The sequence below is a fragment of the Croceivirga lutea genome, assembly GCF_014235875.1.
GTDB classification, from domain to species: domain Bacteria; phylum Bacteroidota; class Bacteroidia; order Flavobacteriales; family Flavobacteriaceae; genus Croceivirga; species Croceivirga lutea.
The window spans coordinates 665,871-691,832 of the sequence record NZ_JACJUK010000001.1; the positions used below are offsets into that span (position 1 = coordinate 665,871).

General features: G+C 34.0%; 27 protein-coding genes and 1 tRNA gene. 17 read left to right on the top strand and 11 right to left on the bottom strand.

All coding sequences use genetic code 11. The annotated features are described in order from the left end of the window. Positions 1-39 precede the first annotated feature (39 nt). Positions 40-1,743 carry a sodium:solute symporter gene (locus tag H5V42_RS03100; RefSeq protein WP_185781653.1) on the top strand — a complete coding sequence of 568 codons (1,704 nt, stop codon included), beginning with the start codon at positions 40-42 and terminating at the stop codon, positions 1,741-1,743. A 74-nt stretch (positions 1,744-1,817) separates the two neighbouring features. Here the strand turns inward: H5V42_RS03100 and H5V42_RS03105 are convergent, their stop codons facing one another. Both H5V42_RS03105 and H5V42_RS03110 read right to left on the bottom strand, forming a co-directional pair. After that, on the bottom strand, positions 1,818-2,663 hold the full coding sequence (locus H5V42_RS03105) for a DUF2911 domain-containing protein (protein WP_185781654.1): 846 nt from the start codon (positions 2,661-2,663) through the stop codon (positions 1,818-1,820). A gap of 86 nt (positions 2,664-2,749) precedes the next feature. After that, positions 2,750-3,907, bottom strand: a complete 1,158-nt coding sequence (locus H5V42_RS03110; protein WP_185781655.1) for a T9SS type A sorting domain-containing protein — start codon at positions 3,905-3,907, stop codon at positions 2,750-2,752. Between the two features lie 126 nt (positions 3,908-4,033). On the opposite strand from H5V42_RS03110, the gene H5V42_RS03115 reads away from it, so the two are divergent. From H5V42_RS03115 to H5V42_RS03145, 7 genes are all read left to right on the top strand, one after another. Further along, positions 4,034-4,525 (top strand): SRPBCC family protein, encoded by a 492-nt coding sequence (locus H5V42_RS03115; RefSeq protein ID WP_185781656.1) that lies wholly within the window; start codon positions 4,034-4,036, stop codon positions 4,523-4,525. Positions 4,526-4,528: 3 nt separating this feature from the next. Beyond that, positions 4,529-5,221, top strand: coding sequence for an SDR family NAD(P)-dependent oxidoreductase (locus H5V42_RS03120; protein ID WP_185781657.1), 693 nt, complete (start codon positions 4,529-4,531; stop codon positions 5,219-5,221). After that, entirely contained in the window at positions 5,221-6,525 is a 1,305-nt protein-coding gene (locus H5V42_RS03125) for a cryptochrome/photolyase family protein (RefSeq protein ID WP_185781658.1), read from the top strand. The genes H5V42_RS03120 and H5V42_RS03125 overlap by 1 nt, the downstream gene beginning before the upstream one ends. 40 nt (positions 6,526-6,565) lie before the next feature. Continuing rightward, positions 6,566-7,993 carry an amidohydrolase gene (locus H5V42_RS03130; RefSeq protein WP_185781659.1) on the top strand — a complete coding sequence of 476 codons (1,428 nt, stop codon included), beginning with the start codon at positions 6,566-6,568 and terminating at the stop codon, positions 7,991-7,993. 17 nt (positions 7,994-8,010) lie between these two features. Then, positions 8,011-8,172, top strand: coding sequence for a Lacal_2735 family protein (locus H5V42_RS03135; RefSeq protein WP_185781660.1), 162 nt, complete (start codon positions 8,011-8,013; stop codon positions 8,170-8,172). 12 nt (positions 8,173-8,184) lie between these two features. Next, positions 8,185-9,183 carry a pirin family protein gene (locus H5V42_RS03140; RefSeq protein ID WP_185781661.1) on the top strand — a complete coding sequence of 333 codons (999 nt, stop codon included), beginning with the start codon at positions 8,185-8,187 and terminating at the stop codon, positions 9,181-9,183. Positions 9,184-9,800: 617 nt separating this feature from the next. Then, the gene (locus H5V42_RS03145; protein ID WP_185781662.1) at positions 9,801-10,253 is read left to right on the top strand and encodes a BLUF domain-containing protein; all 453 of its coding nucleotides are present in this window, start codon (positions 9,801-9,803) and stop codon (positions 10,251-10,253) included. Here the strand turns inward: H5V42_RS03145 and murA are convergent. The 3 genes from murA to H5V42_RS03160 all read right to left on the bottom strand — a co-directional run bounded on the left by murA (position 10,250) and on the right by H5V42_RS03160 (position 12,584). Further along, positions 10,250-11,557, bottom strand: coding sequence for a UDP-N-acetylglucosamine 1-carboxyvinyltransferase (murA, locus tag H5V42_RS03150; protein ID WP_185781663.1), 1,308 nt, complete (start codon positions 11,555-11,557; stop codon positions 10,250-10,252). The genes H5V42_RS03145 and murA overlap by 4 nt on opposite strands. 23 nt (positions 11,558-11,580) lie before the next feature. Further along, positions 11,581-12,225, bottom strand: coding sequence for a DUF4290 domain-containing protein (locus tag H5V42_RS03155; RefSeq protein WP_185781664.1), 645 nt, complete (start codon positions 12,223-12,225; stop codon positions 11,581-11,583). Between the two features lie 71 nt (positions 12,226-12,296). Next, entirely contained in the window at positions 12,297-12,584 is a 288-nt protein-coding gene (locus tag H5V42_RS03160; protein ID WP_185781665.1) for a DUF493 family protein, read from the bottom strand. Between the two features lie 85 nt (positions 12,585-12,669). Between H5V42_RS03160 and H5V42_RS03165 the strand changes: the two genes are divergently transcribed. The 5 genes from H5V42_RS03165 (at position 12,670) to H5V42_RS03185 (ending at position 17,189) form a co-directional block, all read left to right on the top strand. Then, complete coding sequence (locus H5V42_RS03165) at positions 12,670-13,230, top strand: AAA family ATPase (protein ID WP_185781666.1); 561 nt, start codon at positions 12,670-12,672, stop codon at positions 13,228-13,230. Continuing rightward, positions 13,230-15,125, top strand: coding sequence for a RecQ family ATP-dependent DNA helicase (locus tag H5V42_RS03170; RefSeq protein ID WP_185781667.1), 1,896 nt, complete (start codon positions 13,230-13,232; stop codon positions 15,123-15,125). The genes H5V42_RS03165 and H5V42_RS03170 overlap by 1 nt, the downstream gene beginning before the upstream one ends. Further along, positions 15,097-16,074: a methionyl-tRNA formyltransferase gene (fmt, locus tag H5V42_RS03175; protein WP_241731813.1), complete on the top strand. Its 978-nt coding sequence runs from the start codon at positions 15,097-15,099 to the stop codon at positions 16,072-16,074. The genes H5V42_RS03170 and fmt overlap by 29 nt, the downstream gene beginning before the upstream one ends. Before the next feature lie 170 nt (positions 16,075-16,244). Then, positions 16,245-16,517, top strand: coding sequence for an HU family DNA-binding protein (locus H5V42_RS03180; protein WP_185781669.1), 273 nt, complete (start codon positions 16,245-16,247; stop codon positions 16,515-16,517). Between the two features lie 111 nt (positions 16,518-16,628). Further along, positions 16,629-17,189 (top strand): YqgE/AlgH family protein, encoded by a 561-nt coding sequence (locus tag H5V42_RS03185; protein WP_185781670.1) that lies wholly within the window; start codon positions 16,629-16,631, stop codon positions 17,187-17,189. Here H5V42_RS03185 and H5V42_RS03190 read toward each other — a convergent pair. Both H5V42_RS03190 and H5V42_RS03195 read right to left on the bottom strand, forming a co-directional pair. After that, positions 17,186-18,013 carry an aminotransferase class IV gene (locus H5V42_RS03190; RefSeq protein ID WP_185781671.1) on the bottom strand — a complete coding sequence of 276 codons (828 nt, stop codon included), beginning with the start codon at positions 18,011-18,013 and terminating at the stop codon, positions 17,186-17,188. The two genes, H5V42_RS03185 and H5V42_RS03190, sit on opposite strands and share 4 nt — an antisense overlap. 53 nt (positions 18,014-18,066) lie before the next feature. Continuing rightward, positions 18,067-18,450, bottom strand: coding sequence for an START-like domain-containing protein (locus H5V42_RS03195; RefSeq protein ID WP_185781672.1), 384 nt, complete (start codon positions 18,448-18,450; stop codon positions 18,067-18,069). 128 nt (positions 18,451-18,578) lie between these two features. On the opposite strand from H5V42_RS03195, the gene H5V42_RS03200 reads away from it, so the two are divergent. The 4 genes from H5V42_RS03200 (at position 18,579) to H5V42_RS03215 (ending at position 21,339) form a co-directional block, all read left to right on the top strand. After that, positions 18,579-18,652: transfer RNA gene (locus H5V42_RS03200), tRNA-Met, on the top strand. Between the two features lie 143 nt (positions 18,653-18,795). Continuing rightward, entirely contained in the window at positions 18,796-19,578 is a 783-nt protein-coding gene (locus H5V42_RS03205; RefSeq protein ID WP_185781673.1) for an MlaE family ABC transporter permease, read from the top strand. Next, entirely contained in the window at positions 19,575-20,357 is a 783-nt protein-coding gene (locus tag H5V42_RS03210; RefSeq protein ID WP_185781674.1) for an ABC transporter ATP-binding protein, read from the top strand. Before H5V42_RS03205 ends, H5V42_RS03210 begins: the two co-directional genes overlap by 4 nt. A gap of 4 nt (positions 20,358-20,361) precedes the next feature. Further along, complete coding sequence (locus tag H5V42_RS03215; RefSeq protein ID WP_185781675.1) at positions 20,362-21,339, top strand: MlaD family protein; 978 nt, start codon at positions 20,362-20,364, stop codon at positions 21,337-21,339. A gap of 365 nt (positions 21,340-21,704) precedes the next feature. On the opposite strand, the gene H5V42_RS03220 is transcribed toward H5V42_RS03215, so the two are convergent. The 4 genes from H5V42_RS03220 to H5V42_RS03235 form a co-directional block, all read right to left on the bottom strand. Then, complete coding sequence (locus tag H5V42_RS03220; protein WP_185781676.1) at positions 21,705-22,526, bottom strand: universal stress protein; 822 nt, start codon at positions 22,524-22,526, stop codon at positions 21,705-21,707. Between the two features lie 361 nt (positions 22,527-22,887). Beyond that, positions 22,888-23,574: an ABC transporter ATP-binding protein gene (locus H5V42_RS03225; RefSeq protein WP_185781677.1), complete on the bottom strand. Its 687-nt coding sequence runs from the start codon at positions 23,572-23,574 to the stop codon at positions 22,888-22,890. Next, a complete protein-coding gene (locus H5V42_RS03230; RefSeq protein ID WP_185781678.1) occupies positions 23,574-24,836 on the bottom strand; it encodes an ABC transporter permease in 1,263 nt (420 codons plus the stop codon). Before H5V42_RS03230 ends, H5V42_RS03225 begins: the two co-directional genes overlap by 1 nt. Next, a complete protein-coding gene (locus H5V42_RS03235; RefSeq protein ID WP_185781679.1) occupies positions 24,833-25,915 on the bottom strand; it encodes an efflux RND transporter periplasmic adaptor subunit in 1,083 nt (360 codons plus the stop codon). Before H5V42_RS03235 ends, H5V42_RS03230 begins: the two co-directional genes overlap by 4 nt. Between the last annotated feature and the right edge of the window lie 47 nt (positions 25,916-25,962).

Sequence of the window (25,962 nt, forward strand, 5' to 3'; positions counted from 1 at the left end):
AATCGCGTTTTATTTTATAATGAAGGGAAATAGCTAACTATGGAAACTCTTGATTGGATAATTCTTCAGGTTACATTAGTTTCTATTGTTGTCTATGGGGTATGGAAAACTAGAGGTAGCAAAAGTGTTGATGATTACGTTCTTGGCGGCAATGATGCTAAGTGGTGGACTATCGGCCTTTCTGTAATGGCAACTCAAGCCAGTGCCATTACATTTTTATCAACTCCCGGTCAAGCTTTTCATGATGGTATGGGGTTTGTGCAATTCTACTTTGGATTGCCTTTAGCCATGATAGTCATTTGTATGGTATTTATACCTATTTATAAAAATTTAAAGGTATTTACAGCCTATGAATTGTTAGAAAAAAGATTCGATTTAAAGACGAGAACCTTAACTGCTATTCTGTTTTTAATTCAACGTGGATTAGCTGCAGGCATTACCATTTTTGCACCTTCAATAATACTATCAGCCGTTTTAGGGTGGGATTTAAGAACACTAAACATAATAATTGGGGTGCTAGTTATTATCTATACGGTTTCTGGTGGAACAAAAGCCGTAAGCGTGACCCAAAAACAACAAATGTTTGTAATTCTTTTGGGAATGTTTTTTACGTTCTTTTTTATTCTAGGTAGTTTACCCTCTGATATTTCTTTTTCAGAAGCTTTAAAAATTGCAGGGGCAAATGAAAAGCTAAACATTCTCAATTTTGATTTTGACACCAAAAACAGATATACATTTTGGAGCGGAATTACTGGTGGGTTCTTTTTAGCCCTCTCCTATTTTGGTACAGACCAAAGTCAAGTACAACGTTATCTATCGGGTAAAAGCATAAGAGAAAGTCAGTTAGGGCTAATTTTTAATGGCCTACTTAAGATACCACTTCAATTTTTTATACTGTTGGTTGGTGTAATGGTATTTGTCTTCTATCAGTATAATTCATCACCTATTAATTTTAATCCGGCTGCAACAGAAGCAATAGAAAATTCTGAATTTAAAGAAGATTTTGTAATTCTTGAAAATGAACACAATGCTATTTTGAGAGAAAAGCGCATGGTTAAAAATGATTTCTCTACGGCGCTTAATCTTAAAGATTACGATGCTATTGAACAAGCCAGATTAGAAATGGTTTCGCTTAATGAAAAAGAAGAACAAAATAGACAAGCGGCGAGAGTACTTATCGAAAAAGCAGACCCGGTTATTGAAACTAATGACAAAGATTATGTGTTTATTCATTTTATATTAAACAATTTACCTAAAGGCCTTATTGGACTTTTATTAGCGGTAATTCTTTCTGCAGCAATGTCTTCCACAGCTTCAGAATTGAATGCTTTAGGTACTATTACCGCATTAGATTTATATAAACGAAACGTAAAAAAAGACCTTACTCAAAAGCATTATGTAAACGCGAGCAAAGCATTTACTCTTCTTTGGGGTATAATAGCTATTTTAATTGCCTGTGTAGCAAATTTGTTTGATAATTTAATACAGTTGGTAAATATTATTGGTTCTATATTTTATGGCAACGTATTAGGCATATTTTTACTAGCCTTTTTTATAAAATTCGTAAAAGGTAATGCAGTTTTTATTGCGGCCATATTCACCCAGGTTATTGTGATTATAGGATGGTATCAAGACTGGATGTCTTATTTATGGCTTAATGCATTTGGTTGTAGTTTGGTAATTCTTATTGCTATCTTAATTGAAGGTTTTGATAGAATGATGAAAGGAGTTCAAGAAAACTAGACATTAAATCAAAATTGAAAATAAAAAACCCTAGCCGTAAAGCTAGGGTTCTGTTTTGTAAGGGTAATTACAACTTACATTGCACCCCATTCTTTTAAAGAATCCTTATTCATTTTAATATAGTCAGCATTACCCGCAGTTTCCGCAGCTGCTAACGATTTTTTAGCAATAGCTATAGCACCTTTTTTATCACCAGCAGCGGCATAGATTAAAGACTGCTGACGTAATTGCCAAAATTGAGGCTTATCTGTCATACTCATTGCTTTGTCTATCCACTCTTTAGCTTGTTTGGCATCTTTACCTTCAGCTAAATAATAAGTAGCAGCGGCATAGTATTCCCCAAAACCAGGCCCGCTCAAAGCTTTGTCTATAGCTGTAGAAACCTTTTTCTCTGTTGGCACTGTAAATGGTACACCAACATAGGCTTTTTCCCACATAATACCTAGAACAGCTTCACTAGAGGTAATATCATCAACTGTGATGGTGAAAGATTCAATGTTCATAGGAATTTCTTGAACATCAACCGTTACTCTTGCGGCTACTTTGGTTTCGTCTAATTTAGCAGGAGCACCACCACCCTGATATTCAGTATAAAAAATAACTTCCCAAGTATTTGGTTGTGGAATAGAAAAGATAGCGTATGTACCAGCTTTTAAGTCTTTACCAGCAACTTTTACATCATCACTAAATGTTACTGCTGTTCTAGCGTTTGCACCAGTTCTCCATAATTTGCCATAAGGAACTAAATCCCCGTAAATGGTTCTGCCACGCATGGCAGGTCTTGAATATTCTACAGATACATCTGTTAAACCAACAACTTGGGTTAAAGTTGCTGCCGGGCTAGGTGCTGGTGTTTGCAGCTGAGCTGAAACTAGAGCAAAAGAAAATGCTACAGCCACAAAAAGGATTACTTTTTTCATTATCAGTGTTTTTAATTTGAATGTTAGAAAACAAAACTACTGATATTGCTATCCCAGATTTGTTAAGAAACCCTTAAAAACAAAACCTAATTTTTTACAAACGGTTTAGACAAAAACCCATCTTTAAGACTAAAACTTAAAAAATAAATGGAAGGAGATAATGTTGATATATCAACAGATTCTTGAGGCATAAATTCTAGCGGTCTATACCAAACACGCTGCCCGCTAATATTGTAAATGGCAAGACCAAAAATAGGCTCACTAGTATTTAATTGAAAGTTGAGTTGATTGGAACCAAATTCCTTAAACAATAATAATGCTTCTTGTTGATCCTCTGGCAACTCTGGTGTTTCTTCATTTTCTTCTTCCTCCTCATTAAATTCTGTATCAAGAGTAAAATAGTAGAGTTGGGCTGGTGAATTAATATTTGGTGAAGTTCGATTAAATGTTTCAGAAGAGACATAGAACTTGTTATTCGTAAAATTCACAATACTTTCCACTTGGGCAAAACCAATATCTAAGCTAGTTTTAGCCTTAGCACCATTGAATATGGTATCTGTTTGCACCTCTTCAATTTTAACGAAAAAAGGAGTTAAAAAAGTGGTGTATGCTGACAAATACAACTCGTTGGTTGCTGCATTAAAGTCTGCACCGGTAACCAAACCATTAACATCATAAGAATCTTTACGCTTAGCAAGGTATTGACCTGGCGTCTTGGGCAATTTATAAGCAACTGTACCATTATTTACCCACTGTTTAGTCAAAATTAAAAGACTATCATTTTGAACAGTCAACGCCTCGGCATCCCAATCTGTTTGTTCTGAGGTTAGAAAAATTTCTTGGTCCTCATAAGCAAAATCAATTCTATCAGCATTTACCGTTGTACTAGATAAAAATTCGCTTTTTAAAACTCTTAAAATAGCTAAATCTCTTCGGTCGCCATTATTGTTTCCAAAATCACCAATGTAAATGTAGTTATCATCTTGTGCAATATCTTCCCAATCTATTTGGCTCTCATTCTGTATCTCAACCGTTCTTGTAACCTGTAAACTAGTTGTATCTAACTCATACAAAACTGGAGCATCACCAGAATCATTATGCGTAATTACTTTATCGCCTATCAAAATTAAACCCGAACTTTCTGGTAGTTCAGCTGGCAAATTACCTAAGGAGATAATATCTGATTGACCAATTGCCCCAGAAAAAAAGAATACGAAAAAGATGGTGATAAAATTATTCTTCATTTTTTATATCAATACCTATAAAACGAAAGATAGTATTAGAATGTTATCTGTAATGAATTAATTTTTGTTTAACTTTTTTTATTATTAATTAAACACTATTACTTTTACCTTTGTTAAAATCAATAAATGAAAATATACCGACTACAAGCTAAGCAAGGATTACCAATTTCCAAAGAGAAGGCATGGAAGTTTTTATCTGACCCAAAGAACTTAAAAGAAATTACGCCTGAACATATGGGTTTCACTATACTATCAGGAACAGATAGACCTATGTATCAAGGTCAAATAATTCAATACATTGTAAAACCGTTTCCTGGTTTTAGCACAAAATGGGTCACAGAAATTACACATGTTAAAGAAGGTGAATACTTTGTTGATGAACAACGTTTTGGACCTTACAGTCTATGGCACCATAAGCATTTTATTACTGAAATTGATGGTGGAGTTTTAATGGAAGATATCATTGATTACAAACTGCCGTTAGGATGGTTGGGTCAATTAGCTCACCCTTTATTGGTTAAAAAACAATTACAGACAATATTTAAATATCGTGAGTCAAAATTAATGGAACGTTTTGGCCAAATTAACGATGTATCAACAGAAATAAAATTCCAATAAGAAATGACAAAAAATATATTATTGATAGGTGGTTCTCATGGTATTGGCTTTGAAATAGCCAAAAAATTACATGAAGAAAATACAGTTTATGTAGCCTCTAGAACCAATGAAAAGTTAGGCAATTTAGATGTTAATTACATCAACTTTGATGCCATTACAGACACACTTGACGAGAACGATATGCCCGATGAAATTCACGGTTTTGTCTATTGTCCAGGAAGTATAAACCTAAAACCCTTTAAAATGCTTTCTATAAATCATTTTAAAGAAGACATGGAGATTAATTTCTTTGGGTTGGTAACTGCATTAAAATCAGTTATTTCTAGAATGGCAGAAGGTTCTAGTATGGTTTTTTTTAGTACTGTTGCCGTAAATACTGGTATGCCTTTTCACAGCAGTATTGCCGCGGCAAAAGGGGCCGTTGAAGGATTTGCAAAATCTCTTGCCGCTGAATATGCACCAAAAATTAGAGTTAATTGTGTGGCCCCATCATTAGTAGATACCCCTTTAGCTGGGCGCTTATTAAACAATGATAAAAAGCGTGAACAAATGGCAGAGCGTCACCCCTTAAAAAGGTTTGGAAAACCGGAAGATATCGCAAATGTTACGGTGTATTTATTAGGCGATGAAAGTTCTTGGATTACTGGTCAGATTATTGGCGTTGACGGCGGTATATCTACTTTAAATGTAAACTAGTGGCAGAGAAAATAAATGTATTTTGGTTTCGAAGAGATTTGCGTTTAGAAGATAATGTAGGGCTACATCATGCACTAAAAGGAGATTTGAGCGTACTACCAATTTTTATTTTTGATACTGAAATTTTGGACCATCTTCCAGAAGATGATGCAAGAGTTACCTTCATTTATGAAACCCTTCAACACCTACGTAAAACGCTTCAAGATAAATATGATAGTTCAATAGCAATTTATAATGGTAAACCACTTAAAATATTTAAAACCTTAATTGAGGAACATGCCGTTGAAACGGTCTTTACCAACCATGATTATGAGCCATACGCAAAAGAAAGAGATACCACGGTTGCTGATGTTCTAAAGAAAAATAACATTGGTTTCAAAACTTTCAAAGACCAGGTAATTTTTGAAAAAAATGAAGTTGTAAAAGATGACGGTGACCCCTATGTGGTTTATACTCCCTACATGCGCAAATGGAAAGAAAACTTTAACCCCTCCACACATCTAATTGATTTTAAATTAAATAGCAGCAATTTTATTGAACATACACGATTACCAAATTTAAATTTGTCAGATTTAGGTTTTAAGAAATCATCTATCAAAATTCCAGACTATACGGTAACTAAAGACCTAATTGAAAACTATGAGGATACCAGAAACTTTCCTGCTAAAGATCCAGGAACCTCTAGGTTAGGACCGCACTTACGCTTTGGAACGGTAAGTATTCGTAAAATGGTTAAAAAAGCAATCGATTCAGAAAATGAAGTTTTCTGGAGTGAACTTATTTGGAGAGAGTTCTTTATGCAAATACTTTGGCATTTTCCAAAAACGGTTGATAATGCCTTTAAACCCAAGTATGATAGAATAGAATGGATAAATAACGAAAAGCAATTTGACCAATGGAAAAATGGTAAAACTGGTTATGAATTTGTTGATGCCGGCATGAGACAATTAAATGCCACGGGTTATATGCATAACAGAGTTCGCATGCTTGTAGCTAGTTTTTTATGTAAGCATTTACTCATAGATTGGCGTTGGGGAGAAGCTTATTTTGCTGAAAAATTATTGGATTATGAAATGGCCAGTAATGTAGGTAATTGGCAATGGGCAGCAGGCAGCGGAGTCGATGCAGCACCTTATTTTAGAATTTTCAACCCCATTACTCAAATAGATAAATTTGATAAGAATAGAAACTATATCAAAAAATGGGTTAAAGAAGTTGACTCAGCATCATATCCAGATAAAATTGTAGCACATAAAGAAGCACGTGAACGTTGCTTAGAAACTTACAAAAAAGCCTTAGACTAATCTTTTGTACATTAGAGTATTCAACTAAATAACTTTAAAAATGAAAAAACTCTTTTTAGCAATTTTAGGTTTCTCTCTTTGTTTTACTGGTATGGCTCAGAAAATGAGCAAAAACAAGAAAGCAGTAATTAATTCTGTTGATAATCATAAAGAAGACCTGATAAAAATTAGTGACTCTATATGGGCTTATGCAGAAACCGCATTTGATGAGTCAAAGTCAGCTGAAGTTTTAGCCAGCTATGCAGAAAAAAATGGGTTAAAAGTTACAAGAGGTGTTGCCAATATACCTACAGCTTTTACTGCAACGTATGGTTCTGGTTCCCCAGTTATAAGTATACTTGGTGAATTTGATGCACTCCCTGGTTTATCACAAAAAACAGAACCAACAAAAAATCCTTTAGAACAAGGAGCACCGGGTCATGGCTGTGGTCATAACATGTTTGGTGCTGCAAGTTTAGGAGCTGCAATTGCTATTAAAGAACAAATAGAAGCAGGTAACTTAAAAGGAACGGTTAAATTCTTAGGTACACCTGCAGAAGAAAAATACTTTGCAAAAGTATGGATGGTAGAAGCTGGTTTATGGGATGATGTTGATGTAAACATAAGTTGGCATCCTGGTGCAAATATTGAAGCTGACGTACAAAGTGGGCTTTCACTTATAGATTTTGTAGTTGAGTTTTATGGCCAGGCTGCACACGCATCTGCAGACCCTTGGAATGGTAGAAGTGCTTCTGATGCTCTAGAACTTTATACCACAGGTATAAATTATTATCGTGAACACATAAAACCAACGTCTAGAATTCATTATCACATTCAAGATGGGGGTCAGGTAGTAAATGTAGTACCAGATTATTCTAAAATTTGGGTAAGAGTTAGAGACCCAAAAAGAAAAGTAATGCTGCCTACCTATGAACAAGTTAAAAAAATGGCAGAAGGTGCTGCAATCATGGCCAATGTGGACTATAAAATATCATTAGTTTCTGGTATTTATGAAACATTGGTTAACAGAGCTGGCGGTGAAATTATGCAGGGTAACTTAGAATTACTCGGCCCTATTACCTACACTAATGAAGAAATTGCTTTTGGTAAAGCTATACAAAAAGCAACTGGTAAACCAGAGGTTGGTTTTGACAGTGAAATTAATCCGTTATTACCTACACAAGAATTTCCGGGTGGGGGTTCTACAGATGTTGGCGATGTTAGTTGGAATGTTCCTAATATCAACCTTAGTGTAACTGTTGCTCCTAAAGATACACCATGGCACTCTTGGGCAGTTGTAGCATGTGGCGGTATGAGTGTTGGTCATAAAGGTATGGTCTATGCCTCAAAAGCAATGGCAATGACCATGACAGATTTATTTGAAAATCAAAAACTTATCGACAAGGTAAAAGAAGAATTTACTACAAGAAAAGGAGACGAGAAATATGAAGCTATGATTGATGGTCCGCCACCAATTGGAAAGAATTAAATACTAAAAAAATTGCTATGTTTAAGTTATTTAAAAAGAAAACTGAAAAAGAAAAATTACAAGAAAAATATCAAAAGTTAATGAAAGAAGCCTTTGAGCTTTCTAAAATTGACAGAAGTAAAAGTGATAGCAAATATGCAGAAGCAGACGCTATACAACAGCAAATTGATGCCTTGTAATTACAGCAAATAATGAACCCAATAAAACATATTTTTCCACTTGGTTTTCCTTGGCAAACCCAAGACCCATTTTTGTTTTGTGTTTACCATTTAGATCACTATCCAAAAGGTGAAGAGAATATGGGGCCTTCACCTTCACTGTTAAAAGGTCGAGCACTTGGTAATGATTTTGTAAAAAAAGATGGTTGGCGCATGTATCATGGTCAAACCATACCAGGATTTCCAGCACATCCGCATCGAGGGTTTGAAACCATTACTATTGTAAATAAAGGATACTGCGACCATAGTGACTCCTTGGGGGCAGCGGGTAGGTTTGGTGAAGGTGATGTGCAATGGATGACAGCAGGTAGTGGTGTGCAACATTCAGAAATGTTTCCTTTAGTAAATACTGAAGATGAAAACACCCTTGAGTTATTTCAAATTTGGTTAAATCTTCCTAAAGCAAATAAATTTGTAGACCCACATTTTAAAATGTTGTGGCACGAAGACATTCCTGTAATAGCAGATGATAATAGTAGAATTCAACTAATTGCAGGGCAATTTAACGATAATAAGGCCATTAATCCTGCTCCAGATTCTTGGGCCAATACTGAAGTTAATCAAGTTCAAATATGGATTATTACGGTGAAACCAAATTCTACTTTTGAACTGCCAACAACTACACATCATGTAAATAGAAACTTATACTTTTTTGAAGGTGAGAAAGTTACTATTAATGAAACAACTATTCCTTTAGAATCTGGAGTAGATTTAGATGCTTCACTACCTACCATTATTAAAACCGAAAATGTTGAAGCTAAATTTTTGTTGTTGCAAGGAAAACCTATTAATGAACCTGTTGTTCAACAAGGACCTTTTGTGATGAATTCACATGAGGAGTTACAAAAAGCATTTGAAGAATACCGTTTAACCCAGTTTGGAGGCTGGCCTTGGCCATATACAGACAATGTGCATGCTAAAGATAAAGGGCGGTTTGCAAAATATCCGAACGGAAATTTAATTGAGAAGTGAGAAAACTTTTCTTGCTACGCCTTCTGTTCGATTTTGGGTTAGTTGTTCTTATTTGGATGGTTCAACTAATTATCTATCCTAGTTTCCAATATTATACTACTGCTGATTTAGAAATTTGGCACCCAGTATACACTAAAGCCATATCAATACTAGTAATACCTTTAATGCTAGCTCAATTAACAATTGTTGGTATGCAATTCTTGAAAGTTAAAAAGTTATATGGCTTTTTAAGTTTGGGTTGCGTACTAATGGTTTGGTTACTTACTTTTTTAATATTTGTTCCAATACATAACCAACTCAGTTCCGGGGTAATTGAACAGTCAACATTGGAAAATTTAGTTAAACTCAATTGGCTAAGAACAGCTTTGTGGACTATTATATTCTTATTGAATTTTGTCTTTTTAAAGTACAAATCATTTAAACTGTTCTGACGTGCTAAACCTTGGCGAGTTTTATTTTTTCTAAAAATAGATTCAATTTACTGGTAAAAGTATTTTGTTTAACTAGTAATTAATAGTTAAAATCATCGATTAACTACCTAAATCACTGGTATTTGAGGATATATCATCAAATTCTCATAAAATCACCATTTTTTAAGTTAAACAAAATCGATATATTTGAGTAATTACCTACCAATCAATATGTATTCGATTATTTACCGGTCCATTGCGGACCCAGATTTTTCAACTATAGACATTTACCAAATGCTTAGTAGATCAAGAGACAACAATCAAGAAAATGGTGTAACTGGCTGTCTATTGTATCATCAGAATCAATTTATTCAACTCTTAGAAGGAGAGAAAAATGTGATTACTTCTCTTTATGAGAAAATCCTTAAAGATTCAAGACATAGAAACATAGCCACTATAAAAGAAAAGCAGATAAATGCACCTATTTTTTTAGATTGGAGCATGGCTTTTCATGACTTTCAACAAAACGGAAATGCTAAGCATCAAAAGCTAAAAAAGATTGATCAAATATTTGAACAATCTTCAGCCTTTGATAAAGGAAGTGATATGGCTCTAGATTTTTTTAAAAATGTAAACGATATACTCTTTACAAAAAACTAAACACGAACTATATCAGCACCGATAGCTCTTAACCTTTCATCAATATTTTCATAACCTCTATCAATCTGTTCTATGTTATGAATTGTAGAAGTTCCTTTTGCTGACAATGCAGCAATTAATAGCGAAACTCCTGCTCTAATATCTGGAGAAGTCATTGTAGTTGACTTTAAGGTAGATTTAAAATCATGACCAATAACCGTTGCTCTGTGCGGGTCACATAAAATAATTTTTGCCCCCATATCTAATAATTTATCAACAAAGAACAAGCGGCTCTCAAACATTTTTTGATGAATAATTACCTCTCCTCTAGCTTGTGTAGCAACAACCAATAATATACTCAACAAATCTGGTGTTAAACCTGGCCAAGGAGCATCTGCAATGGTCAGTATTGAACCATCTATGTAATTTTGAATTTCATACCCATTTTTATGAGCTGGAATAAAAATATCGTCGCCCTTCTGTTCAAGGGTAATACCCAATTTTCTGAATGCAGCGGGAATCTGACCTAAATTTTCCCAACTCACATTTTTAATAGTCAACTCACTTTGAGTCATTGCCGCTAAACCAACCCAACTACCAATTTCAATCATATCTGGCAACATGGTATGTTCTGTTCCTCCTAAACTATCAACCCCCTCAATAGTTAAAAGATTAGAACCAATACCAGAAATTTTTGCTCCCATTCTAACTAACATCTTACAAAGTTGTTGCAAGTATGGTTCACATGCTGCGTTATAAATTGTAGTTGTACCTTCTGCTAAAACTGCAGCCATTACAATATTAGCTGTACCCGTTACAGAAGCCTCATCTAGTAGCATATAAGTGCCTTTTAATTTTTCAGCTTCAACACCATAGAAGTATTCTTCCTTGTTGTATCTGAAATTAGCACCTAGTTTTATAAAACCTTCAAAATGTGTATCTAGTCTGCGGCGACCAATTTTATCTCCACCAGGTTTTGGAATATAACCTTTCCCAAATCTACCTAAGAGCGGGCCTACTAGCATAATAGATCCTCTTAATCCTCTACCATCTTGCTTAAATTGGTCTGATTGTAAATAGTCTAGATTTACATCGTCAGCTTTAAAAGTGTAAGAACCTTTACCTTTCTTTTGAATTTTAACACCTAAATCCTCTAAAAGAGCTATTAATTTATTTACGTCAACAATATCTGGAATGTTATGTATAGTAACTTTTTCAGGTGTTAACAATACGGCACAAAGTATTTGTAACGCTTCATTTTTGGCGCCTTGAGGAGTAATCTCACCTTGTAATGGTAAACCTCCTTCAATTCTAAATGTTCCCATAAGTTTTTTGAAAGGTAAATTGGTTAATAACGCTTTTTGCGATTATTGCTTCTGTGGTTCTTTTTGCCAGCCCTGTTTGACTTCTGATTACGATTTTTCAAAAATTGAGTACTCTCGGTTAGCGTTTCACCGTCTGGGGCCAAATCTATTTCACCGTTGCTCAGTTCTTTTAAATGTTCAAAAATAGCAGCATCATCTACAACATCTTTATTCCAGTTTAGATAACACTTCTTCATATGATTTGCTATGGCATATTCTAAACCGTCTCTAAGATCACCTTTATCCCACTTTACAGCAACATCTATCATTCTTTTAATATTGTTACCATAAAATCTATACTTAGGATGATTTTGGGGGTAATCTAATGGCTCAGGGCGTTGTTGTAAGACTTCTTTAGCAGTAATAGGAAAAGGAGAATCTACATCTAATTTAAAATCAGACATTATAAACAATTGATCCCATAATTTATGCTGAAAATCAGGTACATCTCTTAAGTGTGGTTGAAGATTACCCATTACACTAATAATACTATTAGCTACTTTATTACGTTCGTCTCTATCCTCAATACTTACGGCATAATCAACCATTTTTTGAAAATGACGACCATATTCTGGAATATGTAAATGTGATCTTTCTGTATTGTACTCTAAAATATCTAATCCTGTCAAAATGTAGGGGTTTTACTAAATGTTAGCGTGTAGTAATTGTACGCAAAATACTAAAAATATGTTACTCTTGTTTAAAGTGAAATTACACCATCTATTTTACCAACTTCTTTATACTTGGCTATAACCTCATCTGGGTTTTTAAGATTTACCGTTATTGAAAGACTTGTATACTTTCCGTTTTTAGATAGTTTAGACTCAATTACAGCTCCAGAATTATCGAAAATTTTATTTATTTCAGCACTTTTAGCCTCGTTGGTAGGTATTATAAATTTATATAAATAATTGGAAGGCCAAGTTGTTGTAGTTTCTAATTGTTCTTTAAGCCTAGTGTAAAACTCTTCTGGCTTTTGATTATCCATTTGAATGTTTTATGCAAAGATAGCTTTTGCATTACTTTTTTTCTACTACTTTGATTTCTTTACTTTGCAAACAATTAGTAAAATATTGACTACGAAAAGAATTGTTATTACAGGAGCGCCTGGTACCGGCAAAACAGTTGTTGTTAAAGCTTTAGAAGAGCAAGGGTATGTTTGTTTTCATGAAGTTATTCGAACTATGACTGCTGAGGCAAAAGAAACGGGCACTACTAAAGAGATAAAATCAAATCCTTTAGTTTTTGTTGATGACCCTATGGCGTTTAATACATTTTTGTTAGAAGAACGTTTAAAACATCATCAAAAAGCAAAAACCATTACAGAACCAGTAAGTTTTTTTGATCGCGGTACCCCTGATGTATTGGCTTACATGAATTTTTTTAACCAAGAATATGGGCAAACGTTTATAGATACCTGTAAAAATTATAGGTACGATCAGGTTTTTATACTTCCGCCATGGAAAGAAATTTATGTAAGAGATAATGAGCGATTAGAAACTTTTACTCAAGCTCAAGAGTTACACAAACATTTGTTTGATACTTATGAGGAATTCAATTATAATCCCCTAGTTGTGCCCCCTGCAAGTATTACAGATAGAGTTAACTTTGTATTAGAAAACTTAGGTAATTAGTGTATTTAAATGCCCTGAACATCTTAACTAAATACTGGGGCCACACATCTTTTAGAGGGTCTCAAGAAGCTATTATTTCAAGTGTACTCGACAATAAAGATGTTTTAGCCTTAATGCCAACAGGAGGAGGAAAATCTATTTGTTTTCAGATTCCGGCTATGGCAAAAGAAGGTATTTGTATTGTAGTTTCTCCTTTAGTTGCCTTAATTCAAGATCAAGTTTCTGCGTTAAAAGAAAAAAGTATTAAAGCAATTGGCTTAACTGGCAGCATTCGTGAAAACCAATTAATTGATTTATTAGACAATTGTGTTTTTGGTAACTACAAGTTTCTATACTTATCACCCGAAAGATTACAACAAGAAATTGTTAGAAATAGAATTTTAGAAATGAATGTAAACCTCATTGCTATAGATGAAGCACATTGCATTTCGCAATGGGGTCATGATTTTCGACCGTCATATTTAGAATGTAATATCTTAAGAGAGCTCAAACCAAAAGTGCCTATTCTAGCTTTAACAGCTACAGCATCTAAAAAAGTTAGTGAAGAAATTATTGAAAATCTAACGTTACAATCGGTCAAAATTTTCAAAGATTCTTTCGCTCGTCATAACATTTCATATCAAGTAATTCATACAGAAAACAAGTACAGTATACTTCAGCATCAACTTAAAAAATTAAAAGGAAGTGCAATTGTGTATGTTAGAAATAGAAGAGCTTCAAAAACATTAAGTACCCATTTAAATGCTATTGGAATTAGCGCTGCATTTTATCATGGCGGCATGCAACAGATAGAAAAAAAAGAACAATTAGATGCTTGGATTTCTGGTAAAAAACCAGTGATGGTGGCTACCAATGCCTTTGGTATGGGAATAGATAAGGCAAATGTACAAGTGGTTATTCATTATCAACTTCCTAACAATATTGAAAATTATTTTCAAGAAGCTGGGAGAGCTGGTAGAGATGGTAGTAAGGCATTAGCCATTTTATTAACCAATGAAGAAGATAAGTTTGCTGGTAAAAAACAATTTGTAGACAACCTTCCTACTTCAAAACTAGTTAAAGAGGTGTATAAAAAACTTAACAATCATTTACAAATAGCCTATGGTGATGGTTTTGGAGAAATATATCAATTAAACTTTGGAGAGTTCTGTACCAAATACAATTTTAATAAGGGTACCACTTTTGAAGTTTTTAAAATCTTGGACCAAAACAGTATTATAAGCTTGTCACATAACTTAAAAGTTAAAACCACTTTAATGTTTACGGCAACTAAGGAGCAACTTTTTAACTATTTTACTAAGAACCCGAACACTGAAAATATTATAAAAACCACCTTAAGAACGTACGGTGGACTTTTTGATTTTGAAACTAAGATTAACCTAGATTTAATTGTAAGAAAAACTGGAAGCACTTACAACTTGATACATAAGACTTTTGAAAATCTTCAAGTTCAGGGATTAGCTGAATTTGCTTTCGGAAACGAAGATTTAGAGATTACTTATTTAGTACCAAGAGAAGATGATAATACTATAAACACAATCACCAAAAAACTTGAACAATTAAATCAATTAAAATCAGATAAATTCAATGCCGTGCTAGACTATATTTCAAATACTACTATTTGTAGAAGTCAACAATTGTTGTTGTATTTTGATGAAGTTAGCTCAAAAGATTGTGGTATTTGTGATGTTTGCCTATCAAAATCATTGACTAATATTTCACCCAAAACCTATAAAAAAAGTATTCTTGATTTATTGATTAAAAAGCCACTTAGTTCTAAGGAAATAATTGAATTAACTGGTTTTTCTAGAGATAGAATTTTACAAATAATAAGAGAATTGCTTGAAGATGAATTAATAACAATTGATGAAAAAAATCAATATGTCAGAAAGTAAAAAAAGAGAGTTACGAATAGTATATATGGGCACGCCAGATTTCGCAGTTGCTGGCTTAAAATCGTTATTAGAACATAATTACCATGTAGTAGGTGTAATTACGGCACCAGATAGACCAGCAGGTAGAGGTCAACAATTAAGAGAATCAGCAATTAAACAATTTGCTTTAAAAAACAATATTAAGGTATTACAACCAACCAATTTAAAAGCTCAAGAATTTGTTGAAGAATTAAAAAGCTTAAAAGCCAATTTACAAGTGGTTGTAGCTTTTAGAATGTTACCAAAAGTGGTTTGGCAAATGCCAGAATATGGCACTTTTAATTTGCATGCCTCTCTCTTGCCGCAGTATCGTGGAGCGGCACCTATAAATTGGGCTATAATTAATGGCGAAGAAGAAACAGGAGTAACTACTTTTTTTATTGATGAAAAAATAGATACAGGAGCAATGATTTTACAAGAAAAAATTAAAATTGGCTCAACAACAACAGCTGGCGAATTACATGACCAATTAATGCAATTAGGTGCAAATGCTATTTTGTCTACAGTTAAGCAAATTGAAAACAATACTGTATCCACTACTTTACAATCAGAAAAAGGTGAACTTAAACCTGCACATAAGATTCATAAAGACACCTGTAAGATAGATTGGTCTTGGCCTTTAGAAAAAATATATAATCACATAAGAGGCTTGAGCCCGTATCCGGCGGCTTGGACAGCATTTGAAAATGGAGATGTACTTACCACATTAAAAATTTTCTCAGTAGAGAAAGAACTTAAAGACCATAATCACCCTAATGGTGTTTTAATTGGTTCTAAAAAAAGTTTAAAAGTTGCTGTTGCTGATGGATATCTGAATTTATTAGAAATTCAATTAGCGGGTAAAAAACGAATGAAAGTGAGTCAAATTTTAAACGGTTTGTCTTTGGCTGAAAATGCAAAATTTTGCTAGGCCCATTGTTTATTGGTCTTTTGGAAGTATCAGAAAATGCCTTCTTTATTAACAAACCACCCAAGTTATCAACAAAAACCCTGATTTCAGTAGGTTTTACTTGCATCGTTATGTTTTACGTATAAATTTGTCCAGCACTAAAGATTTTTAACAATTAATTAAATTCAATTATGAACAAAACAGAATTAATCGATGCTATGGCAGCAGATGCCGGTATCACTAAAGCAGCTGCTAAAAAAGCATTGGAATCTTTTTTGGGTAATGTTGAAGGCACCCTAAAAAAAGGTGGCAGAGTTTCTTTGGTAGGTTTTGGATCATGGTCTGTTTCAAGAAGAAATGCAAGAGAAGGAAGAAATCCTCAAACTGGTCAAACTATCAAAATTGCTGCTAAAAATGTAGTAAAATTCAAAGCCGGAGCTGAATTGGCTGATGCTGTAAACTAAACTTTTACAGAACAAAATTTTAAAAGCGCCCTTTTTTAAGGGCGCTTTATTTTTTTATAGCCTTTTGTTTTTATCAGTTTAAATACTACATTAGATAAAAACAATCATTAATTGACACGTTTAGACCCACAGAAAGGTATTCTATTAATTGCTGAACCAACGCTTACAGGCGATGTTTCTTTTAATAGATCAGTAATTCTTCTTGCGGAGCACAATGATCAAGGTTCTGTGGGTTTTATTTTAAATAAACCTCTTGATTATAAAATAAACGATTTGGTTAATGATATATCTGTTCCATTTAAAGTTTTTAATGGCGGCCCTGTAGAACAAGATAACCTCTACTTTATTCATAAAGTACCACACCTTATAAGCGATAGTATTGAAATATCTGATGGTATTTTTTGGGGAGGAGATTTCCAAAAAATAGTAAACCTTTTAAATGATAAAGTTATAGATGAAACTGATATACGTTTTTTTCTAGGTTATTCTGGATGGTCATCGTTACAATTAGATAAAGAATTAGATTCAAAATCTTGGGTGGTGGTACCAAACGCTTATCAGAGTGATATCATTCAAAAATCTTCTTCTGCATTTTGGAAAGAAAAGATGATGGAACTTGGAGGCGATTATCTTATATGGTCTAACGCACCAGAAAACCCTATTTTAAACTAGCTACCCAAACGTGCTAAAGTATTTAGCTTACCTATCCATTTTGTTCCGCATTCACTAGTAAACTGTTTTTTACGGTATTTAGATACGCTTTGTATTCCAATTTCTTGGTTTAGTATAAACATCTCGTCTGCTTTTTGTAACTCAAAAGGAGAAATACTTGCTTCTTCAATTGAAAAGTCTTCCGATTTATTTATAACTTCAATAAGCTTTGTTCTGAGTATACTATTCTTACAGCCGTCACTCAAAGGTGGTGTCTTTATACTATTATCTTTTACTAAAAATAATGTTCCTAATGTAGCGTCTATTACATGTTTAAGGTTATTAACCAATAAGCAAGCATGTAAACCATTTTCTTGGGCGTAAACACTCGCAACGGTTTCTAATGTTCTATCTAAGACATTTATAGTTGAAAACAGACCTGCATTTGCGTAAAAGTCTTTAAACAAATCAACTTCAAAGAATTGTTCTTGTGAACTATAAAATGGATTTTCTACCACCTTATTTTCAATAACATAACCAACTTCATTTGCTATGTTTTTTCTAAAAGTGGTTAACGTTATTAAATAGGTGTTGTTTTTTTCTGCCTTCGGAATAATTTTCTGAATTTCTTCTTCTAAAAACTCCATGGTAAAAGACATAGGAATTTTCATGCGCATAATACGCATAGCTGACATTAATTTAAAATAATGGTCTTCCCAAAAAAAGAGTTTACCACCGCTGTAACGAACAACTTCTTTTACACCATCAGCATGAGAAAAAATACGATTATTCGTAGATAAAAATGAACCTGTTGTGTCTATTAATTTGCCGTCAAAATTGACCATAAAAAACCCCGAATATAAATTCGGGGCAAAGATACGTTAAAGCAGTTGTTTACTTAGGTTGAACCTAAAACTTGTTTTAAATCGGTTATTTGATTCTCCCAAAGCATTTTAGCTTCATCTATTTCGTCTTCTTCTGCAAAATCAGTAATAAACAAAGAAACATCTTTGGTAATTTCATCTACAATTATTCTCATTTCAAAATAATTACCTGGTTCACTTCCTTCCCAAGCAAAGCGAACAAATTCGTCTGATTTGCGTTTTAAAAGTTTGGCGTTTTCTTCGGTGCCATCCCAAATAAATATAAATTTTTCTCCTCTTGAGTTAACATTATCAGCAAACCACTCAGACAAACCTGAAGGGTTGGAAATATATTGATACAACAATTGAGGTGAAGATTGAATAACAAACTCTATTTCAAACTTAATCCTATCCCCCATCTAATTAAATATTGTGTTTTTCATTAATAAGCCGTCAATATAAAAAAATTAATCGCATTACATAAATTAAAATGAATTTTGAAGTGCAGAAAATTTACTCGTATATTTGCAGCCGCTAAAAAAACCACGGCGAGGTAGCTCAGGTGGTTAGAGCGCAGGATTCATAACCCTGAGGTCGGGGGTTCAAGTCCCCCTCTCGCTACTTTATATTTTAAAAACCCAAGGTATTTACCTTGGGTTTTTTTGATTTTATGTTTTGCTTCAGCTAAAACTATGTATGACCAAAATCATTTTCAGCATTGTACACCTTAACTATATTTAAGGGAAAAACCAAGAATTTAGTAAATGGCTGTTGCAACAGAGGCGTTACACAGAACAAAACAATTCTTTATAGAGATTGGAGAGCTTTCTACATTTGCCAGTCGTTTCTTCAAAGAAGTAATTAAAGCGCCCTTTGAATTTAAAGAACTACTAAGACAATGCTATCAATTAGGGGTACGCTCACTATTTTTGGTTGGTCTGACTGGCTTTATCATAGGCCTAGTTTTGACCTTGCAATCTAGACCAACCCTAATTGAGTTTGGTGCTGTTTCTTGGATGCCTAATATGGTTGGAATATCCATAGTAAGAGAAATTGGTCCTGTAATTACTGCCCTAATATGTGCAGGTAGAATAGCTTCTGGTATTGGAGCAGAACTGGGTTCAATGCGTGTTACAGAACAAATTGATGCCATGGAAGTTTCAGGCACCAACCCTTTTAAATACTTAGTGGTAACCAGAATTTTAGCTACAACCCTAATGTTGCCATTACTGGTTGTTTTTGGTGATTTAATTGCGCTATACGGTTCGGCCTTAGTTGAAAACCTTAAAGGAAATGTGTCTTTTCAACTTTATTTTAACACGGTTTTCGGCGCACTATCATTTGGTGATTTAATACCCGCGACGGTGAAATCGTTCTTTTTTGGTTTTGTCATTGGACTGGTAGGTTGTTACAAGGGTTACAACAGTAAAAAAGGTACAGCAGGCGTGGGATTAGCTGCTAATACAGCTGTTGTGATGGCTTCTTTACTGTTATTTATGGTAGATTTTATTGCGGTTTTTATTTCTGATATTTTTTATGAGCTATGAAAGTACCCAATAACACTAATGCAAATGGAAAAAAACAAACCAATAACAAGGTAATTATAAAAATTAAAGGGCTTCGAAAAAGTTTTGGTGAAAACCACGTTCTTAAGGGGTTTGACATGACCCTTTATGAGGGTGAGAATTTGGTTATTATGGGCAAATCAGGTTCAGGAAAATCGGTTATGATTAAGTGTTTAGTGGGGCTAATTGCTCCAGATAGCGGATATGTTGAGGTACTTGGAAAAGATATTTCAACTTTGAATCAAAAGTCTCTAGATGCGTTGCGCGCAAATATTGGATTTCTATTTCAAGGTAGCGCCCTTTACGATTCAATGACTGTTCGTGAGAACTTAGAGTTTCCAATGCGTAGACATCAACAAAAATTGGGTAAAGTAACCAATACCGAACCTTTAGTACTAGAAGCCTTAGAAAATGTGGGCTTAGCTCATACCCTAGATTTAATGCCTGCTGAACTTTCTGGGGGTATGAAAAGAAGGGTTGCTTTAGCCCGAACATTAATTTTGAAGCCTAAAGTTATTTTATATGATGAACCAACAAGTGGCCTAGACCCTATTACCTCTAAAGAAATCATTGAACTAATGCGTACCATACAGAAAAAATATGGTACATCATCATTGATTATAACTCATGATGTAGATTGCGCACGGGTCATATCTGAACGCATGATTCTTTTGGTCGATGGTATTAATTACGCAGAAGGTACTTACGCCGAGCTATCAGCATCGAAAGATTTAAAAGTAGAAGCATTTTTTAAAAAGTAATATCATGGCAAAAACGGCCCAACAAAATTTAAAATTAGGCATTTTCGTAATTCTTGGAACCTTGTTATTGCTAATTGCGGCCTATCTCATTGGCAATCGTCAGAACATGTTTACTAAAAACTTCACAATAACAGCAATATTTAAAAACGCCAATGGACTTCAAAATGGAAACAACGTAAGATTTTCAGGAATTAATGTAGGTACCGTTAATAAAATAGAAATGATTAATGATACTACTATACAAGTTTTTATGGCTATACAAGAAAAAATGCAAAGCCATATTAAAAATAATGCCGTGGCAACTATTGGCTCTGATGGTCTTGTAGGTAGTATGCTTGTAAATATTGTACCAGGACAAGGGGAGGCACCACTTATTAAAGCGGGTGATGAATTACAATCTTTCAGCAAAATTGCAACACAAGACATGCTTAATACTTTAAATGTAACTAACGAGAATGCCGCTCTTTTAACAGCCGATTTATTGCAAGTAACACAATCGTTAACAAAAAGTGATGGTACATTAGGTAGCTTACTAAATAATACTACAATGGCAAAAAACTTGCAACAAACTATGGCAAATCTAAACCAAGTTAGTTCAAAAGCAAATACCTCTATGTATCAGATAAATAACATTCTTGGTCAGATTAATTTACAAGAAAGCGCGGCTGGGGTATTGCTTAACGATACGTTATCTGCGAGAAAAATAAAGACTGTCATCTATAATCTAGAAGCTTCTAGTATTGAAATTAATAACATGTCTAAAGAATTGGGTAGTATTATCAGTGATTTAAATGATGAAAAAGGAATGTTGTACTATGTTGCTAAAGATACCGTATTGGTCAAACAACTAAAAAACACTATGAAACATATTGATCAAGGAACAGAGCGTTTTAATGAAAATATGGAAGCATTAAAACATAATTTTCTAACCCGTGGCTATTTTAAAAAACAGGAAAAATTAAATAAAAAGAAAGATAATTAATGAACTGCTATCTACAGATTTCAAAAAACATTTTACCACGTTTAAAAAGCATGGGAATAACTAAGGGTATGAGCAGACTAAGTAATAAGGTCTTTCTTTTTTTAATAACCCCGAAGGAGTTTATTTTCTAACCCAATTCTTATGGCTTAGCACGCTACTTTTTCTACTTCAATTCAATTCTCACTACCATAATTATTTTACTCACCAATGCTTTTACTACAAGGTTTTCTTCAATACATAGATATTTACCTAATAGTATTGCCTAGAAAACTTAATTGATTAAACATTTCTTGTAGTAATGTCTCTTACCTCCTACCCTAGTAAGTTGAGTAATTGACATTTTCTCTAAAAAACTGTCTCAATATTTAGGATTGGTTTGCAATGGCTAGCAAAGGTATTCTGGCATGCATTACTAGCTCTCTTCCCACACTTTTATTAAATATTTTATCGAAAATTGTATGCTTTCTTGTGAACAGCACAAGAATATCAGCGTTAATATCGGCACAATAATCTTCTATTTCTTCAACAACGTCTTCATTTTGAAGCACGGTTATAGTGAAGTTATTATCCTTAAAAGTTTTTGTTAGTTCTGATTTGATGCCCTCAACATCTAAACCTTTAGTACTCGAATTAAACACATGCAATAGGTGCAATTTGGTCTTAAAAGCAACCAAAAAATTCCTAATTTTTTCTAGCTGTTCAAAGTGGTCTATAGTTTCAGTTGCCAGTACCGTATTTGTAATACCTCTAAACCTAGCTAATTCTGGAATAACAATTACAGGAATGGTACTATTCTCCATTACGGCAGCAGCATTACTGCCGAACAATGTCTTTTTTAGACCTGTAGCACCTTTAGTACCCATCACAATTAAATCAACACTGTTCTTAACTCCAAAGTTTTCAATTACCTTTTCGAAAGAATCTCCTGCTACTGTGGCATCCGTTATCTTTACCTCATCACCAACATAATCACTAAGTTCTTTCAAGAGTCTTTCCATCTTAACCTTACTACTTTTTTTGACAGCGTCATGCAACCTGTGTCTAGCCATAGAAACCATTCCTGGAGTATCAGATACAATCACCTGTAAGAGTATTATGTTGGCATTTATTGCTTTGGCCATATCTATGGCATAATCTACGGCTACTCTAGAAAGCTTTGAGAAATCTGTGGGAACCATTATTTTCATTATGCAAATTTTTAGAATTGTTTAATACATCAATCTATAAAGTAGAGCACTTGTACCTTTACAATTTTGTAAAGGCTAAAAATGTGTACACTGGTCTTATCCCTTTTTTACCGATTAATTAAATGAAATTCATCTGGTTACTTCTTCATTAAAATAAGGATATCATCTATGGTGCTCTAGAATACAATATGGAAACTACATAACAACATTTACCTTTACAATGACATCCGTCATTAGTGTACCGAAGTAAATAATTTATAAATACTTAAAAGAAGAAGTAGAGCGTAGTATGTTGTTTAAAAATTTACCACAATTTTTAGCATTCAATTTAAAATAGAAATGGGCTCGTTTGGGTAATCAATCATTGTTTTACAATTCGGCCGTCCTCCATTTGTATAATACGGTCTGTTCTTTTGGCAAAATCCTCGTCATGGGTAACCACCAATAGCGAAAGACCAACTTCTTCTTTTAATTGTTTGAAAATACTAAATACGTTTTCTGAATTATGGCTATCTAAGTTTCCGGTAGGTTCATCTCCCATTAAAATTGTTGGGTTATTAATTAACGCTCTAGCAATGGCAACCCGCTGTTTTTCACCACCAGAAATGCGGGAGGCCCGCTGCTTTGCCAAATGTCCTATATGTAACATTTCTAATTTTTCAAGAGCATCTTTTTTTATTTGGATATATGATTTTTCAGCTAGTTTTTTAGCGGGTAACATTACATTTTCCAAAACACTAAACTCAGACAGCAAATAATGAAACTGAAATACGAAGCCTATATGCTTATTTCGTATTCTGGATAATTCTTTTTGAGACTTACCGGTAACCAACTCGTTATTTAAATATAACGCACCGGTATAGTCCCTATCCATAGTTGATAGTATATAAAGTAAAGTTGATTTTCCTGAACCTGATTTGCCCATTATGGAGGCAAATTCTCCTTTTTTTATGCTAATTGATATGTCTTTTAACACATGGAAATCTACAGGCTTTCTAAAGTATTTATTGATATTTTTAGTTTCTAAAACAAAATTGTCCCCTTCCATTATGTTCCTCTTATAATTCGTACTGGGTCAATGTGCTTGGCTTTATTAGAAGGCAGGTAACCTGCAATAAAGGTTGATACTAAGGCAAATGTGATACCAATAAGATAATATCCAAGATTATAATTGATGGGGTACGTGGTTATGGTAGGTAATGCTTGTGTTTCAAAGGCTATATTGTCTATTAAACGCGATAGCCCGTATCCAATAATAAGTCCAAAAATTCCACCAACGGCTCCAATAATCATTGCCTGACTCATAAAAACCAACTGCACATCTTTTCCCGAAAATCCAGTGGCTCTTAAAATGGCAATATCTTTCATTTTCTCATAAATAAGCATATTTAAAATGTTATAGATACCAAAACCGGCAACAATCAATAAGGTTATGGATACGGCATACGTGATTAGGTTTCTAATATTAGATCCGGTCTCAAATTGTGCATTGGCTTCGTTTATATCGGTAGCCTTTACTGCAAATTGCTTTTCAAGTGACCTTGCCATGGTGGGTGCGGATTGTAAGTTGTATAATTTTATATTAATGTCTGTAATATAATTTTGAGGTTCGCCCAGTATGCGCTGCACGGTATTTAAATTGGCAAAACTTTGTATATCATCAATTTCTGCAATACCACTCTGGTAGATTCCCACAATTTTTAAAGGAAATATATCTCCTTTTACGGTGCTAATTTGAACGCGGTCTCCAATAGAAAGTGACATTTTATTTGCCAAACCAGCCCCCAGAAGAATACCGTTCTCAGTATTTTTTAAAGCCTCAGGCGTACCTTCTACAATATAGTCTCTCATATTATACAACCGTACACTTTCCATAATATCTACACCTACCAGATTACCGCCCAGTTCTAAAGAACCTGAGAGATAGAAGATTTGTGCCCTTAGTTCTGGAGTAGCCCCTAAAACGTTTTCATCTGTATTTAAATAATTTAGTATAGGTAATGCATTATGGATTTTTGTTTGACTCAGTTTTGGTTTAACAGAATGTACAATGTTAAAAGCATCTTCATATGCTTGGTAACGGCTTACAGGTTGGTTTAGGGTGGGTTCTATTTCGCTATAAAGATGTATGTGAGGAGTCTGATTTAAAACAAGGTCGTCTAGCATTTCATTGAGTCCGGTCATAAAACTTACCAAAGTAATATAGGCCCCAATACCAAAGGTAACTCCCAAAGAAGCGGTTACAGTAGATTTCATCTTGGTTATAAGATGGGTCTTGGCTATGTTTAGTATCACACTCCAATTCGTCATTCTTTGGGTTTTAAAATCTTTGTGTTTTCGTCTATACCTGCAACTATCTCAACGCTTTCCAGATCTTGAAGTCCTAATTGCACTTCGACCAATCCATTTTCTGTTTTTACCTGTGTACCCCCGATAATATAAGTTTTTGGTATGGTGAGTACACTTTCTTTCTCTGCAACAATAATATTTCCCTCGCCTGCCAAACCAGGATATAGAATTTTGGGTGGGTTGTCAAAAACAGCCTCTACAGTAAAGGTTTGGGAGCGTTCATCTTTTTTAGGATATATTTTATGCACTGTTGCCCTAAATACCTGATTAACATATGCATCTAATACTAAAAGTGTTTTTTGACCTTTACGAATGCGAACTATGTCTACCTCATCTACCAATAGTTGAATTATAAACTGATTGGCACTACCCATAATAGCTATGGGTTCTAAAGTGCTTACCAATTCTCCAGGATTTCTATTTATAGCATAAACCTTTCCACTAATTTTACTGGTAACGGTAAAATCTTGGGTGTTCACTTGGCTTGTTAAATAATTATTGCGCGCCTGTTTTATCTGCGTAGAAAGTTCATTCTTGGTTCGCTCATATTTGCTTTTCAGCAACTTTAAATTGTTTTGAGAAATTTCATAAGCGAGTTTTTGATTTTCAAATTGTGTTTTTGAGCCTATTTGCTGATCCCACAATCTTTTCTGTCTGTAAAAATTCAACGAATCGTTAGTAAGCGACAATAATGCTGTTTTAATTTCATCTTCTAAAGAACTTAATACCGCAGCATTACCACTAAAGTTTTCTTGAGCAAGTTGCAAGGCAAGTTTCGCATTTTCTGTATTGAGTTTTGGAGTAGTATTTATGATTTGAAAAAGTGGTGCCCCCTTACTTATGGTATCTCCTTCCTCCACATATATTTTATCTAAAATACCTGCCACAGCTGAGTGTACCTGATATAAACTATCTGGTTGAATGGTAGCCGAAGCGTAAACAGATTCTACCAATCTGGTTCTGGTGGGATAAATACTTTCTTCAGCATTTCCGCAGGAAACTAAAAACACTATAAAGAGGACAAAAAAGACTTTAGTCATAAAATGGTGTGATATAAAATCAAAATACGACAAAACCTTTTTTAAAA